This is a genomic window from Enterococcus asini ATCC 700915 (assembly GCF_000407365.1).
GTDB classification, from domain to species: domain Bacteria; phylum Bacillota; class Bacilli; order Lactobacillales; family Enterococcaceae; genus Enterococcus_C; species Enterococcus_C asini.
Map to the genome: position 1 here is coordinate 392,280 of NZ_ASVU01000001.1, position 21,273 is coordinate 413,552.

General features: G+C 46.3%; 19 protein-coding genes. 3 read left to right on the plus strand and 16 right to left on the minus strand.

The genetic code is table 11. The features are described from left to right. Nucleotides 1-9 precede the first annotated feature (9 nt). The 10 genes from I579_RS01925 to pepA all read right to left on the minus strand — a co-directional run bounded on the left by I579_RS01925 (nt 10) and on the right by pepA (nt 10,467). Entirely contained in the window at nt 10-924 is a 915-nt protein-coding gene (locus I579_RS01925; protein ID WP_010752881.1) for a carbohydrate ABC transporter permease, read from the minus strand. Between the two features lie 19 nt (nt 925-943). Further along, nucleotides 944-1,804, minus strand: a complete 861-nt coding sequence (locus I579_RS01930; RefSeq protein WP_231452300.1) for an ABC transporter permease — start codon at nt 1,802-1,804, stop codon at nt 944-946. A 106-nt stretch (nt 1,805-1,910) separates the two neighbouring features. After that, nucleotides 1,911-2,918 carry a LacI family DNA-binding transcriptional regulator gene (locus I579_RS01935; protein WP_010752879.1) on the minus strand — a complete coding sequence of 336 codons (1,008 nt, stop codon included), beginning with the start codon at nt 2,916-2,918 and terminating at the stop codon, nt 1,911-1,913. A 179-nt stretch (nt 2,919-3,097) separates the two neighbouring features. Continuing rightward, nucleotides 3,098-5,224, minus strand: coding sequence for a glycoside hydrolase family 3 N-terminal domain-containing protein (locus tag I579_RS01940; RefSeq protein WP_010752878.1), 2,127 nt, complete (start codon nt 5,222-5,224; stop codon nt 3,098-3,100). Between the two features lies 1 nt (nt 5,225). Further along, nucleotides 5,226-6,662: a 6-phospho-beta-glucosidase gene (locus I579_RS01945; protein WP_010752877.1), complete on the minus strand. Its 1,437-nt coding sequence runs from the start codon at nt 6,660-6,662 to the stop codon at nt 5,226-5,228. A 148-nt stretch (nt 6,663-6,810) separates the two neighbouring features. Further along, on the minus strand, nt 6,811-7,536 hold the full coding sequence (locus I579_RS01950; protein WP_010752876.1) for a MurR/RpiR family transcriptional regulator: 726 nt from the start codon (nt 7,534-7,536) through the stop codon (nt 6,811-6,813). 120 nt (nt 7,537-7,656) lie between these two features. Further along, complete coding sequence (gene ytpR, locus I579_RS01955; RefSeq protein ID WP_010752875.1) at nt 7,657-8,268, minus strand: YtpR family tRNA-binding protein; 612 nt, start codon at nt 8,266-8,268, stop codon at nt 7,657-7,659. Nucleotides 8,269-8,475: 207 nt separating this feature from the next. Further along, the gene (locus I579_RS01960; protein WP_010752874.1) at nt 8,476-8,928 is read right to left on the minus strand and encodes a universal stress protein; all 453 of its coding nucleotides are present in this window, start codon (nt 8,926-8,928) and stop codon (nt 8,476-8,478) included. A gap of 40 nt (nt 8,929-8,968) precedes the next feature. Further along, entirely contained in the window at nt 8,969-9,286 is a 318-nt protein-coding gene (locus tag I579_RS01965) for a thioredoxin family protein (RefSeq protein ID WP_010752873.1), read from the minus strand. A gap of 104 nt (nt 9,287-9,390) precedes the next feature. Then, entirely contained in the window at nt 9,391-10,467 is a 1,077-nt protein-coding gene (pepA, locus tag I579_RS01970; protein WP_010752872.1) for a glutamyl aminopeptidase, read from the minus strand. Nucleotides 10,468-10,724: 257 nt separating this feature from the next. On the opposite strand from pepA, the gene I579_RS01975 reads away from it, so the two are divergent. Further along, nucleotides 10,725-11,072, plus strand: coding sequence for a hypothetical protein (locus I579_RS01975; RefSeq protein ID WP_010752871.1), 348 nt, complete (start codon nt 10,725-10,727; stop codon nt 11,070-11,072). 134 nt (nt 11,073-11,206) lie between these two features. Then, on the plus strand, nt 11,207-11,575 hold the full coding sequence (locus tag I579_RS01980) for a YxeA family protein (protein ID WP_010752870.1): 369 nt from the start codon (nt 11,207-11,209) through the stop codon (nt 11,573-11,575). Nucleotides 11,576-11,636: 61 nt separating this feature from the next. On the opposite strand, the gene I579_RS01985 is transcribed toward I579_RS01980, so the two are convergent. Together I579_RS01985 and pepV are read right to left on the minus strand one after the other, a co-directional pair. Next, nucleotides 11,637-12,338 (minus strand): ABC transporter ATP-binding protein, encoded by a 702-nt coding sequence (locus I579_RS01985; RefSeq protein WP_010752869.1) that lies wholly within the window; start codon nt 12,336-12,338, stop codon nt 11,637-11,639. Between the two features lie 142 nt (nt 12,339-12,480). Next, complete coding sequence (gene pepV / locus I579_RS01990; RefSeq protein WP_010752868.1) at nt 12,481-13,890, minus strand: dipeptidase PepV; 1,410 nt, start codon at nt 13,888-13,890, stop codon at nt 12,481-12,483. 168 nt (nt 13,891-14,058) lie between these two features. Here pepV and I579_RS01995 point away from each other — a divergent pair, with 168 nt between their 5' ends. Beyond that, nucleotides 14,059-14,907 (plus strand): NAD(P)H-hydrate dehydratase, encoded by an 849-nt coding sequence (locus I579_RS01995; protein WP_010752867.1) that lies wholly within the window; start codon nt 14,059-14,061, stop codon nt 14,905-14,907. A gap of 42 nt (nt 14,908-14,949) precedes the next feature. On the opposite strand, the gene I579_RS02000 is transcribed toward I579_RS01995, so the two are convergent. The 4 genes from I579_RS02000 to hisS form a co-directional block, all read right to left on the minus strand. Then, the gene (locus I579_RS02000; RefSeq protein WP_010752866.1) at nt 14,950-16,836 is read right to left on the minus strand and encodes an acyltransferase family protein; all 1,887 of its coding nucleotides are present in this window, start codon (nt 16,834-16,836) and stop codon (nt 14,950-14,952) included. Between the two features lie 62 nt (nt 16,837-16,898). Further along, a complete protein-coding gene (locus I579_RS02005; RefSeq protein ID WP_010752865.1) occupies nt 16,899-17,774 on the minus strand; it encodes a YitT family protein in 876 nt (291 codons plus the stop codon). Between the two features lie 145 nt (nt 17,775-17,919). Then, on the minus strand, nt 17,920-19,689 hold the full coding sequence (gene aspS, locus I579_RS02010; RefSeq protein WP_010752864.1) for an aspartate--tRNA ligase: 1,770 nt from the start codon (nt 19,687-19,689) through the stop codon (nt 17,920-17,922). A 17-nt stretch (nt 19,690-19,706) separates the two neighbouring features. Beyond that, a complete protein-coding gene (hisS, locus tag I579_RS02015; RefSeq protein ID WP_010752863.1) occupies nt 19,707-21,008 on the minus strand; it encodes a histidine--tRNA ligase in 1,302 nt (433 codons plus the stop codon). Between the last annotated feature and the right edge of the window lie 265 nt (nt 21,009-21,273).

Sequence of the window (21,273 nt, forward strand, 5' to 3'; positions counted from 1 at the left end):
TTTCTCCTCCTATTCTTTTACTGCTCCAAGCATCATGCCTGAAACAAAGTAACGCTGAACCATTGGGTAAATCACTAATATCGGAACAGTGGTCAACACGATGGTGGCCAACTGGATTCCCTTAGAGGTGGTGCTGATTTCAATTGCGGCATTTAATCCTTGTTGGGAAGCCGCTTGAGATTGGGTAATGATCTCATACAGTTTCATTTGCAAGGGATACAAGCCTCGCTCGGTGACATACAATTTGGCGGTCATAAAGTCGTTCCATTGCCAAACGCCGTGAAACAAAGCGATGGTCGCTAACGCCGGTTTCGATAATGGTACGAAGATTTTCAACAAGACGTCCCAGTCGCTGGCCCCGTCGATTTTGGCGGATTCTTCTAAAGAGTCCGGCACATCCCGAAAGAAGTTCATCAAGATGATCACGTCGTAGTAGCTAAACAAGGCAGGAATGATGTACACCCAAAAGGTATTCAATAACCCTAATGACTTAATCAATAAGTACGTAGGAATCATGCCTCCGGAAAAGAACATGGTGATGATTCCCATGGTGGAGTACAACCCCCGCCCTCGTAAGTTCTTTTTACTCAAGGCGTAGGCCATAATGGCACAAAAGGCGGTATGGGCCGCTACCCCTAGTGCGGTTTTCCCTAGAGAAATCACCAAAGCTTTCCACATACTCGGATCGCTCAGCACCCGTTGATAATTGTCCGTGGAAATCTCAGAGGGCCAGAAGATAAAGTTCCCTTTGGCCAAAGCATCCGCCGAGGCGAAGGAAGAAGCCACGATGTTCCAAACAGGGACAATGATAATCACCGTAAAGACTAAGAGTAAAAAGACGTTGACGATATTGAAGACTTTGCTGTCCTTATCTTGGACGACGCTGCTTTTTGGTTTACTAAATGAGAGACTCGCTTTTTTCATCAAATTCCTTCACTCCTTTCTACAAGACCGATTTGTTGTCGTTTAAGCGTTTGGTGATGATATTGGTAATAGTCAAGAGGATCACCGAGATAATCGAGATACCCAAGCCTACCGCCGTTGCGTAGGAGAAGTCCCCTTGCATCAAACCAATCCGGTACACGTAAGAGTTGATGACTTCTGCTTTCGGTTGGTTTTGGGAATTCATCAAGACCAAGGTTTGGTCCAAGTTCGAGTTAAATAGACCGCTTACACTTAAGATTAAGTTTAATGAAATGATGTTGCGAATCATGGGAATGGTGATACTCCAGACTTGTCGCAAGCGAGTGGCCCCATCCATTTTCGCCGCTTCATAAAAGGTCGGATCGATTTTTGACATGGCGGCTAAGTACAAGATCGTTCCCCAACCGGCTTCTTTCCAGACATCGGACAAGGCGGCGATCCACCAATACTTGCCTACGTCTAGCATGTGATTCTGATTCGCAGAAAAACCTAACAGGTTCAAAAAGCCATTGATCATCCCATTGGAAGAAAACCAGGTGATCAACATGCCCCCTAAAATAATCCAAGACAGGAAGTGAGGTAGATAAGAAATCGTTTGAATCACTCGTTTAAAGACGCTATCTCGCAGTTCATAAATCATTACCGCCAAGATAATCGGTAAAACAAACCCAAAGGCTAATTTCAGGAAGCTAATTCCCAAAGTATTGACTACAGACTGCCAAAAGTAGCGGTCCTCCATAATGATTTTAAAATTCTCCAACCCGACCCATTGCGCCGATTCGATGGTGTCGATGACCGTGTAATTCTTAAAGGCGATTACCAAGCCATAAATTGGGATGAAACTAAAGATGATCATGTAGACGACGCCGGGGATGGCCATGGTTTGCAGTTGCCATTGTTGGGCGAATTCTTTCCAAAAACGTTTGAAGCGTTCCCCTAGTGTTGGGCGTATGTTTTTTCCAGCTTCCAACTGAATCCCTCCTTTTTTATTCTTCGTAATTTTCAACGGTTTCCCGAATGACCAATTCTCCGGGAAGAATGTGATTTTCGCCTTCTTTGACCCCATCGATTAATTGCAACAGCTCAATCACCGCTTGTCGTCCTTGCTCTTTAATGGGATTTTGAACCGTGGTGACTTTTGGTTCGAAATAGCGCAAGAGATCGATGTCATCGAAACCGATTACACTTAAGTCTTCTGGCACCCGTAAGCCCATTTCTTGCGCAGCTTGAATCGCCCCAATGGCACTTAAGTCATTCCCGGCAATCAAAGCGCTAGGCCAGCAGTTTTTAGGGATTGTTTGCAAGTAGTTTAAAACATTGCAGTAACTTGCTTGCTCTTCAAACAATCCGCTGATCACCCAGTCTGGATTAACCGGTAAGTGATGCTCTGCCATCATTTCTTGAAATCCGCGGTAGCGTTCGTCACTGTCATAGACGCCGGGATGCCCGGGTAGAAAGCCGATTTTCTCATGACCTTTCGCGATCAAAAACTCGGTAGCCCAGCGACCGGCCTTTCGTGAGTCAAAGACGATGCTACTGATGCTAAAATCCTTGATTTGACGATCCATAAACACCGCGTTAATGTGCTCGCCTCGGATAATCGCCAAATCCTCGTCATCAATCAAACTTTCAAACCCGATAAAACCGTCTACCATATTTCCTAGTAGATGAGATCGGAGCACTTGCTTGTCAGAAGAAATAATCACGCTCACACCGTAGCCCAAATGCTCGGCTTCTTCCGCGATGGCTTCGATTAAGGAACTAAAGTAAGGCCCAACGATCGTATGGGTGTAAAAACCAATCATCTTGGTCCGCTTGGTTTTAAGTTGCTTGCCTAAAAGATTCGGTACATAATGCAGTTTTTTGGCTGCTTGAAAGACTTTTTCTTTGGTCATGGGTCGCACTACGTCCACACCGTTTAAGGCTTTGGACACAGTGGCGATGGAAACATTGGCCTCCTTGGCCACATCGCGAATGGTCACACGCTCGTTCATGGGTACCTCCGAAATAAAAACGTTTTTATTTTTTGTGATGGAAAATAACCGGTTCTTAAACACAAGCTCATTCTAAATAAAAACGTTTTCATTCACAATAGCTTTTGGCCATCCTGGTATTCTCGCCTGACTTTTGAAAAAAGCGTCACGATGGTACAAGTGGTACCATCGTGAAAAAACTACAATTCCACAATAAAACTAGCGAGTATCTCGCGGCTATTCTTCCCCAGGTGTAACTGGAACCTCCCGGAATCCGGGTAACGACGCAAGTCTTGATGGACATAAGCCAACTGATCACTGTGAATGACAAAGCAAATTTCCCGGCTTTCTCCGGGAGCTAGGCTCACCAATTGCCAGTCCAATAGTTCTATTTTCGGCCGGATGACTTGGGCCACTTCATCGGTGAAGTACAACTGAATATTTTCTGAGCCGGTCTGAGTTCCTTGATTGGTGACTGTCAATCGCAGAGAAATGGGTGCATCTTTGGTTAATGGTTCTTGTGACAGCGTGATGTCTTGGTATTCCCAAGTATTGTAGCTAAGACCGTAGCCAAAAGGATACAGGGCATCATTTTCCTCATCCAAATAATTGGAAAGATAGCGTTGCCCGTGATTTGCAGCGGTTTCCGGGCGCCCGGTGGACATTTCCCGATAACTATAAGGCAACTGTCCCTCATGGCGAGGAAAGCCCATGGCCAGTCGTCCACTAAAATCCCGGCGACCGCTTAACAAGGCAGCTAATGCCCCGCTAGTCTGAGAGCCTAAGAAGAAAGGTGCGATGATGCCTTGAAGGTGGTCCACCACTTCCGTCAACACCAATGGACGGCCACTGAAAATCACACCGATACAATGCTGATTCAATTGACTGAGTTGCTGAATCAGATCAACTTCCTGAGGTTTTAAGCGCAAACTAGTCTTGCTGGCGGCTTCTCCCGCTTCATCCCCGGCTTCCCCTACGGCAATCACCACCTTGTCTGCTGCTAAAGCGGCCGTTTGAATTTCCGGCCATTTTTCCGCTAGATCACTGGCATCGGCTGCTAAAGGAATGCTAGTTAGTTGGGGAAATTCTGTTTGGAAAGCACTGGCTAAACTAGTTGTCTGAGCGGTATCTCCCACACAGGACCATGCCCCTAATAAATCCCCGGTGGCTACTTTCGTTCCCACCAAAAGGATCTTTTCATTTTTTTGGAGAGGCAGGACTTGTTCATTTTTCAGTAAGACCGCTGATTTAACCGCGGCTTCAAACGCTTGCTCCTGTAATTCTGCTGTCGCGACTAACTTGTCTAATCCTCGATACGGATTTTCAAAAAGACCTAATTCATTTTTTAAGGTCAATACTCTCCAGACCGCTTCATCCAGTTCGTGTTCCAAGTGTTGTTCTGTAACGATTGTCGCAAGTTCTCTTTGATAACAGCTGGTCATCATGTCCATGTCCACCGTTGCTTTAAAGGCCATCGTTGCGGCTTCTTTTTGATTTTCCGCCACACGATGGGCGATCAACTCCTGAATCGCCGCCCAATCGGAAATCAAGACCCCATCAAATGCCAAGTCTTCCCGCAAAACTTGCTGAATCAAGGACTGATTGCCACTGATGGGAACCCCGCGAACGCTGTTAAAAGCGGTCATCACTAACTTCGCTCCAGCCTCAAGGGCACTGCGAAAGCTTGGCAAGTAATCTTGGTACATAACCAAATCCGAGAAGTCCACGGTATTGTAATCCCGTCCGCCTTCTGCTGCTCCGTAACCGATAAAGTGTTTCACACAAGCGGCCAGACTGCTCTCGTCTTTAAGATTGTCTCCTTGGTAGCCTTTTACATAGGCCGCGGTCAAGCGCTGGGACAGTAAAGGATCCTCCCCATTACTCTCCAACACCCGACCCCAACGTGGATCTTTCACGTAGTCCGCCATGGGGGAAAACGTCACGTGAATGCCCTCTCCAGCGGCTTCTTTTGCAGAAACACGGGCAACAGCTTGCACCAGTTCTTCGTCAAAGGAAGAAGCTAAGGCTAAGGGAATCGGAAAAATTTCTCGATAGCCGTGAATCACATCTGCCATAAACAACAAAGGAATTTTGTGCCGACTTTGAGCCAAGTATTGAGCTTGAATCTCTCGCACTTGACTAGCCTCCGTGGTTCCCAAGACCGAGCCGCTTTGATAGCGCTCCTGATTGCTCATGGTCCACTCTAGCATCGGCCCGGTAATCGCCCCAGAGGCATCGAAGAAATCCGGGGTGACTTGTACCAGTTGACCGACTTTTTCTTCCAAGGTCAAAGAGTCCAACACTTCCCGTAAGGCTTGTTCTTTCATGTCACGCCTCCGTTCCATTGGTGCGAATCACCTTTTGGTACCAAGCAAAGGAGTCTTTCTTCAGACGTTTCAGACTGCCATTGCCTTGATTGTCCTTGTCTACATAAATCATGCCGTAGCGTTTTTCCATTTCCCCACTGCCGAAGCTCACCAAATCGATGATGCCCCAAGGAGTGTAGCCTACCAGTTCCACTCCATCCACGTTCACAGCCAGTGCCATCTGCTCGATATGGGCCTGCAAATAAGCAATGCGATAGGAATCGTGAACTTCCCCTTCCACCAATTCATCATACGCACCAAAGCCATTTTCAACGATAAACAATGGTAACTGATAGCGCTCGTACACGGTGTTCAAGGTGTACCGCAAGCCCACTGGATCGATCTGCCAACCCCAATCACTGGCTGACACATAAGGATTGCTCACAATTTTGGCTCCCGGAAAATCGGTAATGACATCCCCTTTTACATCGGGCAAAGTGGTCACCGCCGTAGACATGTAGTAACTAAAGCCGATGTAATCCACCGTTCCTTCTGCTAAGTCGGCTTCTTCTTCTGGGGAAAGCTCGATGTGGTAGCCCTTTTCTTCCCAGTATTTCTTAGCGTAGTTTGGCACTACCCCACGGGCATGAATGTCCGAGTAAAAGAAACGGCGATCCATGACTTTGACAGCCGCCATTAAATCTTCCGGATTGCACGAATAAGGATAAGCCGGCACATAGGCCATCATGCAACCGATTTGAAAGTCGGGATTGATCTCGTGGCCCAATTTCACCACGCGAGCGCTAGCGATTAATTCATTGAGCCCCGCTTGAAAAGTCAATTCCTCGGCGTTGTCTCCTGCCTCAAAGAGCATGGCAGAGTTAGTCCAAGTGTGCAAAGCATGCTGACCATCTGCTTGGTTATTGATTTCATTGAAGGTCATCCAATACTTAACCTTGTTTTGATAGCGGGTCATCACCGTCTTAGCATAATGCACAAAAAAGTCGATCAGGCGCTTGTTTTTAAAGCCCCCGTATTCCTTGTACAAATGTAACGGAATCTCAAAGTGGGACAGCGTAATCACCGGCTCGATACCGTTGGCTAAAAGCTCATCGAACAAGTCATCATAAAATTGCAGCCCTGCTTCATTAGGCGTTTCCTCGTCTCCTTTAGGAAAAATCCGGGTCCAGTTAATCGAGGTCCGAAAGGCTTTTAAGCCTAATTCTTTGAACAATTGGATGTCTTCTTTGTAATGGTGATAAAAATCGATTGCTTCATGGTTGGGATAGTTTTCCCCTGGTACCACCTCTTTGGTGATTTTACGGGCTACTCCATTGGCTCCGGCCGTCATGACATCCGCGGTACTCGGTCCTTTTCCCGCCACATCCCAGGCGCCTTCTACTTGATGGGCAGCCACTGCGCCACCCCATAAAAAATTCTCAGAAAATCCTTTTTGCATCTTCTTCACCTCATTGCTTAATTACCGTCATTATATGTCAACGGTTACAATACTCAATGATTCCCCCGGATTCTGGTAGTCTAAGTGCCAAATAGAAAAAAAGAGCAGTTTGGTACAAGATGTACCAAACCGCTCTTTCGACTGTTCTTTACACTAGTTTACGCAACCGTTCCGACAGTTGATCGATTAAAAAGATACAAGGAACTTGGCTGGTAAGATCCTCGTGTTGATTGACGCGCAAGACTTCCACATGGTAGTCCAACAAATAATCGGTCATCTTCGCCAATGTGGAATTAGGATCGGCGGTAATCGCCACCGTGGTAAAATCATCCTCCCGGCGAAAACCATTGGCCACCTCCACGACCTCGGTGGTAGTCCCAGAAACAGACAACGTAATCAAGACATTGTCACTCGTATTTTTCAGCTTAGACTTAATGGGATAGGTGTAATCCGTCAACGCAAAACTATTGTAGCCAATGGTGGCAAAGCGCCGGGCCGCATACTCACAAATCGCCCCAGAAGCACCAATTCCGAAGAAAATAATATTCTCGCAATCCTGTATCCGTTCGGCAATCCGGTTTAGCTTGCTTTCAATATCCCGAGGGAACCGTTCCCTAGCTAAAATAGATAAGGCCTTATCAAAGTCCTCGGTTTCAATCGTCGTCACCGTAAACTGAGAACGAAATTCGATGTAGCTTTCAAAGCCTAACTTGCGAATCAAACGCATCACCGAAGACGCCGAAGTGTGAGATTCTTTGGCGATATCCCGCACCCGCATATAAGGAATCTTGTCTGAATTGCTACTCATAAAATGATAAATTGCCCGATCGGTTTCCGACAATGAATTAAAATCAATTTTTCCAAAAAAGCTCATGGTTTTCCCTCCAGTATCCATTGGGTGCCGCACAAGCACTCTTTTCTATCCTAGCACAAATAAAGCGGTTTCTCACAACAAAAAACGAAAGCCCTAATTTGAGCTTTCGTTTTTAATGACTTATTTTCCTGGAGTAAAAGGCGTCCCGGTAACTGCCGTGTCTGGCAATTCCAAAATTCCTTTTTTACCGGTTTCGTTGGGCACGTGCAGTTCAGCCGCGGAACAGATCATCCCGAAACTTTCCACTCCTCGCAAGACCCCGGGCCAAATCAAAAGACCGTCTGGCATCATGGCACCAGGTTTCGCTACAACGACTTTCAGTCCTTGGCGAATATTAGCTGCCCCACAGACGATTTGCAAAGCTTCCCCATTGTCCACTTCCGTTTCCGTAATGGACAAGTGGTCACTGTCTGGATGCGGCACACAAGTCTTCACGTACCCCACCACAAACTTCGGTGCCTCTTCCAAAGGCAACTCTTCTTCAAAACCGGACAAGTGAAGCTGTTGATTCAAAATGGCAATCTGTTCTTTCGTGGGATAAACCTGACCTGTTTCTTCCAAGGTCAAAATATCGGAAAGCTGAAAGAAATTCCAGCCCACAATCGTGCCGTCACTGTTTTTGATTTGCGTAATATTGTACTTCCGTTCGTAGGTCACCGGTTGCCCCTTAAAATCAGCAGCAATCACCAGCAATGTATCCCCTACATGCTCTGGATTATAAGCATAAATCACAAGAAACCCTCCTTGATGATAAAAATTTCACAACTTGTATCATAACAGAAAAGCTACGATTGTACAAAAAAACTTCCTGAAAAAAAAGGAGACATCCCCAGCAAAACAAAGACAGCCCCTACTTGTTACCAAAGTGTGGCAGCTCGCTAAAAGCCGCCCTCCTTTCGTAACATTTCGAGGCTGTCTGTATTCGGTCATTCAAGTCGTTTATTCTTTATTGTATGTGACGATTAAAACGTCACACAAAGCTTGACGAATGACATAACTAGCGACACTACCGGTCATAAAGCGCTCCACGGCGTTTAGTCCGGATTGGCCAACCATAACCAAATCAATTTCATATTTGGCTGGAAGTTTGTGGGCCATAGCTTCTCGGGCTGAGCCGTACGCGATGATCCCTTCGATATTTGGAAAATCATGATCTTGCCCGTATTTTTTGCAAGCTTCAATCATTTCCTTGGCACTAGCGGTTTCCTGATCGATGATATTTTGATTCAAGGAACTGTACCCCATCATAGTCGTAATCTGCTGGTCAATCACATTGGCCACATACACGGTCCCGTGATTCCGCCGCGCGACTTCCACCGCTTTTTCAAAGGCCAATTGGGCTTGTTCTGAGCCATCAATCCCTACTAAGATTCTCTTGTACTCTTGTTCCATCTAAACCACTCCTCTCGATTTGTACTCCCTGGGCTAGCTTTTATTGTGGCAAGCTCTTTAAGAAGTTTTCGATTTCTTCTTTGGTTTTACGATCCTTGTTGACCAAGCGCCCAAGTTCTTTGCCATCATTTACCACGACAAAACTAGGAATACCAAAAATATTCCATTCCGCCGCCACGTCAATAAATTTGTCCCGATCTACTTCAATAAATTGATACTCGGGAAAATCCGCCGCAATCTCTGGCATAAAAGGTTTGATAAAGTGGCAATCGCCACACCAGCTTGCGGTAAAGAAAAATACATTGCGACCGGCTTTCACATAGCCTGCCAACTCTTCTAAACTTTCAGGAATAATCATACAAAGCCTACTTTCTCTTTTGCTACTTTTATTATACACCTTTTCGGACCCGTGCCAAAGAAAGCAAGACAGTCGGCAAAAACCAACTGTCTTGTACGTCGTCTTTAGCCTTTGACGATGGTTTCCACGGTGGATTTGTCCAGGCCTTTTAAGGTTTGGATCAACATTTCCCGGGCTGCATCGAAGTCCGCAATGTTAAACATAGTTTGGTGGGTGTGGATATAACGGCCACAAACACCAATGACAGTACTTGGGATGCCTTCCACAGAAGTATGTGCGGCACCCGCGTCGGTACCACCTTTAGAAACAAAGTATTGGTACGGAATGTTGTTGGTTTCTGCGGTATCTAACAAGTATTCCCGCAAGCGTGGCAACATGATCAAACCTGGATCGTAAATCCGCATTAAGGTACCTTCTCCTAGGTGACCAAATGTCCCAGTGGTAGTAGTCAAATCATCTGCGGCAGAACAGTCCACTGCAAAGAACAAGTCTGGAGCAAATTTCGTGGTGGAGACTTTTGAGCCTCGTAAGCCGACTTCTTCTTGCACATTGGCGCCGGCGATTAAAGTATGGCCTAGTTTTTCATCTTTTAAAGCTTCCAATGCTTCTAGCATCACGGTACAGCCATAACGGTTGTCCCAAGATTTGGCGATGATGTTTTTACCATTGGCAGTTTTTACGGTTTCTACGCTTGGTACCAAAGTATCTCCTGGGCGTACGCCGAAACCTTCCGCTTCTTCTTTGGATTCAAAGCCTGCGTCAAACAAGATGCTGTCCACAGTCACATTGCCTTGACCACTGGTTCCTCGTAACAAGTGTGGTGGCACAGAAGAGGAGATACATGGGTAGTGCTTGCCACTGGCGGTGATTAATGTAAAGCGTTGTGCAGAAACCACGTATGGATTCCAGCCCCCTAAAGGAACGACTTTAAATAAACCCCGAGGTGTGATTTCTGTCAGCATAAAGCCCACTTCGTCCATGTGGGCTGCTACCATGACTTTTGGTGCATCGGCATCTTCGTGATGGCGAATCCCAAAAATCCCCCCGAGACCGTCTTGTTGGATTTCATCCACTAAAGGCGTCATCGCCCCACGCAAATACTCCCGAATCGGGCCTTCAAAGCCTGAGGTCGCTTGCATTTCGGTTAATTCTTTGATTCGTGCAAATGTCTTTTCTTCCATTGTCGTCACCTGAAAACAGGTGTCCCTCCTTTGTACTCCATAAATTAGCGCGTCAAACTGACTCGCTTTAAAGGGAGGCATGCTCCCTGGTGAAGTTACAGCCAAAAGCATTCAAAGATAACAATGAATGGCTGCGTTTCTGTTGTCCATTATAGCGCACTTGGGCTCCTTTGAGTATTTTTCTTATCGGCTTTTTCTTTAGTTATGGTAGAATAAAATTAATCATTCACGGAGATTCCTGAAAGAAGGAGATACCAATGGAAAATGACAATCAACTGAGTATTTTTAAAGGTGGCTTGGCACTGGGAGTCGGTGTAGGGCTTGTCAGCGGCGTCATGTCCACCTTATGGATCAAAAAACGCCAACGCTTAAATGCCGATGCCGTCCTAACACTGGTCAAAGAGGCGTTTCTTAAGGAAGGCCCAATTGAAGGTTCTTGGATTAATTTTGAGAAACAACCACTGCGGAAATTCGCCGTGCATTCGGAAGGCTATACCGGGGGCATCACCCGCTTAGAAGACGGCAAAATCGTCTCCTATGAATTTTTAGCCGATGCAAAAACCGGTACCGTCCTAGAAATTGAACGTAGAATTCCCGAAAACTAAAGACTACCTTTTCTCCCTAACAAACTTGTCTAGTACCTGACAAGCTTGTTAGGGAGTTTTCAGTCTTAAGACGGATATGGCACCTTTTACTCTTTGTTATGCTTAATGCATCAAAAGTGAAAGGAAGAAAGAAAATGAAAACTATCATCAAACTAGCCGCCGGAGTCTTACTGTTATTAGGAGGAGCTGCACTTTTTTCAAGCCATGCCCCTAGTGACGTTGCGCAAGTCATCGACCAGCTCAATCCCCTTTTGCCTACGAAAGACCTCTATGTCAAAACAACCACACCAGACTTTGTCAATGACTACGGCACTGCCGCCTACAAACAAATGGCAGCCGACCAAAATGGCGACACTCGGGAAATTCAATTTTCCGGTATGTCCGAATTAAAGACTGACCGTTACTTGAAACTCACAGCCAAAGGCGCTCACGTGGAGACCTATGAAGAAGTCCAAAAAGCAGAAGTCCCTAAAAAAGCTTTGGCCGCCATTGAAAAGGCATGATAAAAAACCACTTTTCCCAACCCAATGTCAGGAAAAGTGGTTTCTTTTTATGTTTAGTTGATTACCATTCCAAATCTTCAATGTCCAAAGGCTGAGGATTGACTTTCATACTCTTCACCTTGCCATCGTGAATCTCAATCAATCGATCAGCAATCGGCGCAATCGCAGCATTGTGGGTAACGATCACCACCGTGGTACCGTCAAGCCGACTCTTGTCTTGCAGGATTTTCAAGACTTGTTTACCCGTACGATAATCCAAGGCCCCAGTCGGTTCATCGCATAAGAGTAATTTCGGATTCTTCGCTACCGCCCGGGCGATAGCCACCCGTTGCTGCTCCCCACCGGAAAGCTGAGCAGGAAAGTTGTCCATACGATTACCGAGGCCCACATCTTTTAAGACTTCTTCCGGATTCATGGCATTGGCCACGATTTCCGAGGCCAATTCGACATTTTCCTTAGCGGTCAAGTTCGCTACTAAGTTGTAAAATTGAAAGACAAAGCCCACCTCATTGCGGCGATAGGTAGTTAATTGTTTAGCATTATAATTGGCGATGTCATTGCCATCGATGATGATCTGGCCCTCATCACTCGTATCCATGCCACCTAAAATATTCAAAACCGTGGACTTCCCTGCACCGGAAGCGCCTAAAATCACCACTAATTCCCCTTTTTCAATGCCAAAAGTGATGCCATCATTGGCGGTAATCACCGTATCCCCAGTTTTGTAGCGTTTGTAACTCTCAATCATCTCAATGTAAGCCATGGCTTTCCCTCCTAAAACAGCGCCTTCATTCTCTTTCCATCATACCCGAAGTAAGGAATTTTGGCGAACATTTCCGAGTCTTTCCTTACTGGTAACAAGAAAAAAGACCTCTGGATTTGCATCCAGAGGTCTTTTAAGTTGCTTATTTTGCCAAACGGTAAATTGCATCGGCGAAGATGACTGCGGAATTGAACAGATCGTCTAAGCTCATGAATTCGTTCGCTTGGTGCATTGTGTCAGTGTAACCTGGGAACATTGCCCCGTATGCTACCCCACGTTCTAGCAAGCGACCAAATGTACCGCCACCGATAACTTGTTCGTAGCCTTTTTCGCCAGTATGGTCTTCATAGACTTGCAACAAAGTCGCTACCAAAGGATCATCCATTGGTACATAGTGAGCAGGCATGTCCCGGTCACCCTTTGTAGCCGTTCCAGTGTCACCAAGTAAGTCGCTGATTGCTTTTTGCAAGCTATCACCAGTAACCCCAGTTGGGTAACGGAAGTTCAAGGCAATCTTGTTGTCGTCGAAGTCTGGACCGAATTTCAAGATCCCAGCGTTCATAGTCAATTGACCCATACGAGCATCTTCATGAGCCACGCCAAGTTTTTCACCATAGAAGTCTAAGTGAACATATTTAGCAGCGGTGTGTAAGAAGTTCTTCGCCCCACCGGCAAAGTCGTAACGATCTAAGAAAGTAGCCAAGAAAGTCCCAGCGTTCACGCCGATTTGTGGGCTGGCACCGTGTGCGCCTTTCCCAACTAAGCTGATTTTCACTAATGAATCTTCTGCAACCAATTCCCCTTTTAGGTTTTCGGCTTTCAAGAATTCTTCAAAAGCAACGGTTAAGTCGGCAATCACTGCACTGTCGTCTACGGTGAAGACCGCAGTTGCTGTACCGGGAACCATGTTTTCCCGTAAGCCAGAATCAAAGCTTTCCAAAACGAAACTGCCGGCATTGCTACCGTCAAAGTGCATAGTAATCGTTACGTTCCCTTTTTCCCCATTAATGATTGGGAATTCCGCATCTGGTGAGAAGCCGAAATCAGGTTTTTCTTCATGTTTGAAGTAGTATTCCATATCGCCCCAGCCAGATTCTTCATCGGTACCAACAACGATACGAACTTTTTTGGACAATGGTAAGCCCAATTCTTTGATGATCTTCAAGCCGTAGTATGCAGCGATACTTGGGCCTTTGTCATCGGAAGAACCACGAGCAAAGATTTTGTTGTCTTTAATGACTGGTACGTAAGGGTCGGTATCCCAACCGTCGCCTGCAGGTACCACGTCCATGTGGCAGAATAGGCCGAGGGTTTCATCCCCTTCGCCGTATTCAATATGGCCGGCATAGTTGTCGACATTTTTCACGGTGAAGCCGTCCCGTTCCCCATAACCCAACATGTGGATCAAAGCATTTTTTGGTCCAGGACCAAATGGAGCATCCTTCGTGGCTTTGTCGTCTTCCCGGTCACTGCGTACTTTCAGCAATTCAACCAAGTCATCAAGTAAAGCATCTTTACGTTGTTCTACTTCTTTTTTCCAATCGATGGACATGTTATTCCCTCCAGTTTATAAGTAAAAATGGTACTATTCTCGTTTTCCATGATACACTTCTTCCCGCAAAATGACAAACAACCTCTCTGAAAAACAGGCTTTTCTTCCAACAGGAGCAAGCGAGCTTCGTGCTATAATAAAGACAAAGTCACTAAAGAAGGTGCGTATATGGAACTCATCACAAAAGACTTGGTCAAAACAGTCATAAAACCACGGCCAGAAAAGGCTTATAAAGGGAATTTTGGCAAAGTGACCTTAATCGGTGGCGACGCCCATTACGGCGGGGCCATCCTGATGGCTACGGAAAGCTGTGTTTTAGCCGGGGCGGGCTTGACCACCGTAGTCACGGCAGCCGTCAATCACACTCCCTTACACAGCCGTCGCCCGGAAGCAATGATGGTAGACTGGCAAGATTTCGCCCAAGTGGAACAAGCCATCGAGTCCGCCGATGTGCTCTTAGTCGGCCCCGGTTTGGGAGACTCCGAAACCGCCCGTAAATTGCTACACTTTCTCTTGAAAATCCGGCGCAAGGAACAATGGCTGATACTCGATGGCTCTGCTTTAACGCTACTGGCAGCTACACCAGCTGCAGAGCTAGCTAGCACGTTGCGTTATCCGGAAACTGTGGTTCTGACTCCCCATCAAATGGAATGGCAACGGCTCAGCCGAATCCCCATTCAAGAGCAGACACCCAAGCGCAATCAAGAACTGCAACGACTGATTGGTGCGACCGTGGTCCTAAAAAGCCACCGAACGGAAATCTACAGTAACAATAGCCACTATCAAAATCCCTTAGGCAATCCCGGCATGGCTACTGGGGGAACCGGAGACACCTTGGCAGGACTATTGGCCGCCTTTTTAGGACAGTTCCCCAAAAATGTCCAAACGATTGCCGCCGGAGTCTACCTTCACAGTGAGATTGGCGACGCTTTGTATCAAGAAAACTACGTCGTCCTCCCCACCGCACTCAGCGCCCAGATTCCTAAAAGGATGAAAGACTATTCCAGAGAAGCTTAAAAAAACAGGCAAGCTGCGTTCGTACGCAACTTGCCTGTTTGCTTATTTCTTAGATAAGGTTTCAAATAAAAGTTTCGTATAGCCAATCCGGCCTTCCGGAGTCAAGTGAACCTGATCATCGTAGAACCAGTCACTGTGGTCTTTACTGTAGCTGTACCAATCAATAATCGTCAAATTATCGTAACTACTTGCATATTTCGTAAGTGCAGAGTTGACCACGCCTTGAATTCGTAAAGATGGGGCATGAACATTCAGCCAGTACACCTTCCGATCACCTAGTAATTTCATAAAGTCGGCAAATTGTGTCTCCGTAAAGTCCCCATTGGTTCCCAGTCCGATGACTACCGGGTCTTTTAAGAGATCCTCGTCGGCCAGCTTTTGAATCAAATCCTGACTGCTGTACACTTGGCGGTTTACATTGGCATCCACTACTACGTCAGGGAAGAGGTCTTTCATGTTTTGAGCAGCCCCCAGCATTACCGAGTCCCCAAAAGCGGTAAAGGAAAGTTTGGCTGCTGCAGCGGCGTCTTCTTTGCTTAAGCCGTATTCCGTAGCGATTTCTGCTAAATGGGCCGCATCGGCCGAGCTCGTCGTTTCCGCCGTGGAATCACTAGTAGCCGTTTCTTTTTCTTTAGCTTTCTTCTTGGATTCTTCTGCAACTTTTTTATTTTGCAAGATTTGTTCTTGCATTTGTTTTTGTTCCGCCGTCACGTGATTTGATGGTGCGATGATAAAGCCCACCAAAGCCGTCACTACCAAAAAGATTCCCGGCAATAAGAAAGCTTTCTTCCAAGTCAAAAGCGGTTTTTCAAACCAACCTTTAACGGTAGACCAAGTCTTGGAGTAATCGAAACGGCTCAATGGCTTGTCGATGATTTGGTAAGTGACTTCGGCGATCAAAACGATCAAAATCACTTCAATCAACGTGTGCAGCCAAACATTGTCGGCGATGTTTTTCACCTTTGCCTCGTAGAAGATCATCACTGGGTATTGGTACAAGTAAATTCCGTAACTACGCTTGCCAATATAAGAAAACAAAGGATTGCTAAGCCACTTGTTCAAACTTGCCCCCGGATGAGCCACGACCATGATCAATAAGACGGAGACAAGGCTGATTAACAGCATCCCGCCCCGATAAACAAAGGTGTAATGAGCATCCAAGAAGAAAAAGGAAGCGATAAGGATGATCAGACAGGCAATGCCCACCGTATTTAAGATCTGCTTGGCTTTTTGTGGAATTTGACTACGCAGATGACTAGTAGGCCACAAAAAGGCCATGGCGCTCCCTAGCCAAATCGAAAAGATCCGAGTATCCGTACCATAGTACACCCGGGTAGGATCTGCTCCGGGCACAAAGGCGATGGCCATCCATAAAGCGGAGGCCAAGGCTGCAATAAAGACTACGAGAAAAATCTTTTCCCGTTTTTTGAAAACCTTCATTAGCAGTACGAACAATAACGGCCAGATGAGATAGTTTTGCGCCTCTACAGAAAGGTACCAAATATGGGTAAAGGGACTCTCATTCGTAAAACGCTCAAAATATGACATCCCCTGGTTAATCTGCCACCAGTTATTCACGTAAAGTAAGGCCGAGGTTACGGCCCCCTTTAAATTGTTCAAAAGGTTCCGCTGAAACAACGTGATATAAGCCGTGGTGGTCAGCAAGAAAAAGACCAAAGGTGGATACAGGCGCTTTAGCCGGCGAGCATAAAAGGCCTTTAAAGAAATCTTGCCCTTGGCTTCCCACTCCATACGCAAATGATCCGTAATCAAATACCCGGAAATGCCAAAGAATACCGGCACCCCTAAGTATCCCCCACGCATACGATCCGGCATCAAGTGATACAAAATGACCCCTAAAACCGCTAGCGTGCGTACTCCATCTAAACCCGTTATGTAACGGCGCTTTCTCGTTCGTTTTTTCTCCATAAGCATTCTTCCAACTTTTCTTTTAGTCTTGGTATCAGGCTTTCTCACAACTCCTGCCTGTCTTATAACTCCTCTTCATAAAAATGCCCCAAGATTTGGACATTGTCCGCAATACTGACAAAGGCTTTGGGATCGGCGCTTTTCATCGCCTGACGCAAAATCGGCAACTCATAGCGGGTGACCACGGTCAAAAGCACGGTTTGTTTGTCGTGGTTATAGGCCCCTTCCGCTTCATTGATAATCGTGATGCCTCGGCGCAAACTCTTTTGCACATTGTGAATGACCCGATCCGGATGGCGCGTAATGACGATGACTTGCATCTTCTTTTGCTTCGTATAGACTGCATCCGTGACTTTCCCGGAAACAAATATAGCAATGGCGCTGTACAAGGCGTACTGCCAGCCGAACAAGACTCCGGCCGCTGCCATAATCAAAATATTAAAGAATATCGAAAGCGAACCAATCGTTCGTCCCGTGCGTTTGCGCATGGCGATGGTGACAAAATCCAAGCCCCCAGAGGATAAGCCGTTTCTCAAAGCGTAGCCGATCCCCGCTCCCATCACCGCACCACCAAAAATGGCACAAATAATCGGGTCCGTGGACAGCACTTCTTCCGGCATAATTTGCATGAATAACGAGGTTAACACTACCGTAATTCCGGTAAAAAAGGTGAATTTGTGGCCAATAGCGAACCAGCCAAAAATAAATAAAGGTAAGTTTAATAATAAGAGCCATAAAGAAACCGGTATATCTAAGCCAAAGAGATTGTGCGACAACGTGTTCAAAATCTGAGCGATCCCGGTGATACCGGAAGAGTAAATCTGTCCCGGTTGATAAAAGACATTGACACTAATCGATGCCAAAAGTGCATACACCACAGAAAACGAAAATTTCTGGGCATAGTCATGGTGAGGCAGTGCCGTAAACCATTTTTTCACGAAATTGTTCCCTCGTTTCAGTCATTCATTTCAAGTAAACTTTCACAGGCACGTAATGGGCCTCGTGAAGCCACATCCAATTATACGTAGAAACGCCCAAAAACAAAAGGACAACTCTCAAAAAGTTGTCCTTTGTTATACTTTTTTATTCTTCTACTTCTGTTACGTTGATACTCAACTCGAAAAGTTGCAACGGTGAAACGGTACTTGGCGCTTCCGTCATTGGATCGGCAGCTTTCCCGTTCTTCGGAAAGGCAATAACTTCCCGGATGTTGTCTTCGCCAGCCAAAAGCATCACCAAACGATCCAAGCCCAAAGCAATCCCTCCAAGTGGTGGGAAACCGTAGTCCAAGGCGTCTAACAAGAAGCCAAATTGTTCTTGTGCCGCTTCATCGGAGAAACCTAGCGTCCGGAACATTTGCTCTTGCAAGGCACGGTCGTGAATTCTCAGGGAACCCCCGCCTAGTTCGTAGCCGTTTAAGACGATGTCATAAGCTTCGGCATAAACTTTTTCCGGTGCTGTAGCCAAGAGTTCCACATCTTCGGCTTTTGGCATGGTGAATGGATGGTGAGCGGACACATAGCGACCTTCTTCTTCGCTCCATTCGAATTGTGGCCAGTCGGTAACCCATAAGAAATTGAATTTCGATTCATCAATTAAGCCTAATTCTTTGCCTAAACGTGTCCGGATAGCGCCTAATGCAGCCGAAACGACACCATAGCTGTCCGCACCAAACATCAGCAAGTCTCCAACTTCTGCCTTGGTTGCTGCGATGATTTCCGCTTCTTTTTCTCCAAAGAATTTCGCGATAGGCCCTTTCAAGCCATCTTCTTCCACTTTCAACCAAGCCAAACCTTTGGCACCAAATTGGCCAGCGTACTTGCCTAGGTTGTCCATGTCTTTACGGGAATATTTGCTAGCGGCACCTTTGGCATTCAAGGCTTTGACGACCCCACCTTGATCTAAGGTCATTTGGAAGACTTTGAAGTCCACGTCTTTGACCACGTCAGAGATGTCGATTAGCTTCATGTCAAAGCGCGTATCCGGTTTGTCGGAACCGTATTGATTCATGGCATCATCATAGGTCATCCGTGGGAATGGCAAAGTAACAGATAAGCCCAAGACATCTTCCATGACTTTTGCTAACAAGCCTTCTGTGATTTCTTGGATTTCTTCCATAGATAGGAAACTCATTTCCATATCCACTTGGGTGAATTCCGGCTGGCGGTCGCCGCGCAAGTCTTCATCCCGGAAACAACGGGCGATTTGATAATAACGATCAAAACCAGAAGCCATCAACAACTCTTTGAAAATCTGTGGTGATTGTGGCAAGGCATAAAAATGTCCTGGATGCACCCGGGAAGGTACCAAGTAATCCCGAGCCCCTTCTGGTGTGGATTTGCCTAGATAAGGTGTTTCAATATCCAAGAAGCCTAAGTTGTCCAAGTATTCCCGGATTGAATGAGTCGTTTTGTGGCGCATGATTAAGTTTTGAGTCATTTTTGGTCGGCGTAAATCCAATGCCCGGTTTTTCAACCGAATTTCATCGCTGATTACTTGTTCGTCTTCAATGGCAAAGGGTGGGGTTTTCGCCCGATTCAAAATCGTAATGTCTTTTGCCATGATTTCAAAAGCCCCGGTGACCATTTTCGGATTAACCGCTTCTGGTGCCCGTCGTTCTACTAAACCGGTAACTTCGATTACATATTCACTGCGGCACTTGTCCGCTACTTCCCAAGCTTCCCGGGATTTTTCTGGATTGAAGACTACTTGCACGATGCCTTCACGGTCCCGCAGATCAATAAAGATCACGCCACCTAAGTCCCGGCGCTTTTGGACCCACCCTTTTAAGGTAATTACTTGATCCAACTGTGCTTCTGTCACTTGTCCACAATATACCGTACGTTTTGCCATTGCCAAACTCCCCCTTTTTATTCGTCAAACATGACCGTGGTCATTTCGTCATAAATCTCATCAAAGCGGCTGTACACTTCAGCTAGTGGGAAGGCTTTTTCTTCCCGGCTAGCCATGCCTTTAATATTCACGACACCTTCAGCTAATTCATTTTCCCCAATGGTCAACACCAGTTTTGCCCCTTCCTTATCAGCAGACTTAAACTGGGCTTTGGCTTTGCGGTTCATAAAGTCCCGATCCGCAGAAAAACCAAAATTGCGAATCGCTTGTAACAATTTCAAGCTTTCCACATTGGTCGCTTCCCCGAGTCCCACAACATACGCATCCAAGTCGTTTAGCGCCGGTAGCGTGATGCCTTCTGATTCCAAGGTCAACAATAAGCGTTCAATCCCCATGGCAAAGCCAAAAGCTGGTGTCTCCACTCCGCCTAGTTCTTCTACCAAGTGATCGTAACGTCCCCCAGCACAAATCGTCGCTTGGGCGCCCATGCCTGGTGCATCGCTCATGATTTCAAAAATCGTATGAGTGTAGTAATCCAAGCCCCGTACCATATTGCTATCCACTTCAAAAGGAATCGCCAAAGCGGTCAGCATTTCTTTCACCGCTTCAAAGTGAGTCCGAGAAGCCTCACTTAAGTAATCCAAAATCGATGGTGCTTCTGCAACGAATTGCTTGTCCCGTTTGTCTTTTGAATCCAAAACTCGCAATGGGTTTTCATGTAAACGACGTTGAGAATCTTCACTGAGTTCCGCAAAATGTGGTTCCAAATAATCAATTAAAGCTTGGCGATAAGCGGTGCGGGTTTCTTTGTCCCCTAGTGAGTTGATCACCAGCCGAACTTCTTGAATCCCCAGCTGTTTGAAGAAGTCCAAAGCCATGGCCATGGATTCCACATCAGTGGCCGGATTGCTAGAACCAAAAGCTTCCACACCGATTTGGTGGAATTGACGCAAACGACCTTTTTGGGGACGTTCATAGCGGAACATCGGCCCCATGTAAAAAGCCTTAAATGGTTTTGGATACTCTGGTCCATAGAGTTTGTTTTCCACAAAGGCCCGAACCACAGGAGCAGTACCTTCAGGGCGCAAAGTCACGTGGCGATCGCCTTTGTCATAAAAATCATACATTTCCTTAGAAACGATGTCGGTCGTATCCCCCACACTGCGGGAGATGACTTCGTAGTGTTCAAAAATCGGGGTGCGAACTTCCCGGTATTGGTAATCCCGGAACAAAAGCCGGGCAGTTTCTTCGATGAATTGCCACTTTTCGGATTCACCAGGTAAAATATCATTGGTGCCTTTTGGACGTTGATACATCATACATTCTCCTTACATTGGATTGAATTTGGGTACAGGTCGGTTTGGCGGTAAACAAAAAATCCGCCCCTGTGTCTGAACACAAGGGCGGATGAAAAGTCATACGCGGTACCACCAAGTTTTTTAAAAATCTACGCAACAAAAGCAGATTTTCCTCAAGAGTGTAACGTACTCGAAACGGAAGCGGCTTTGCACGCGCTCATCTCCGGAATGTCTTTCAACACTGGGACTTAAGGGACTTCCAGCCAGGATCCCTCTCTCTAAAAAG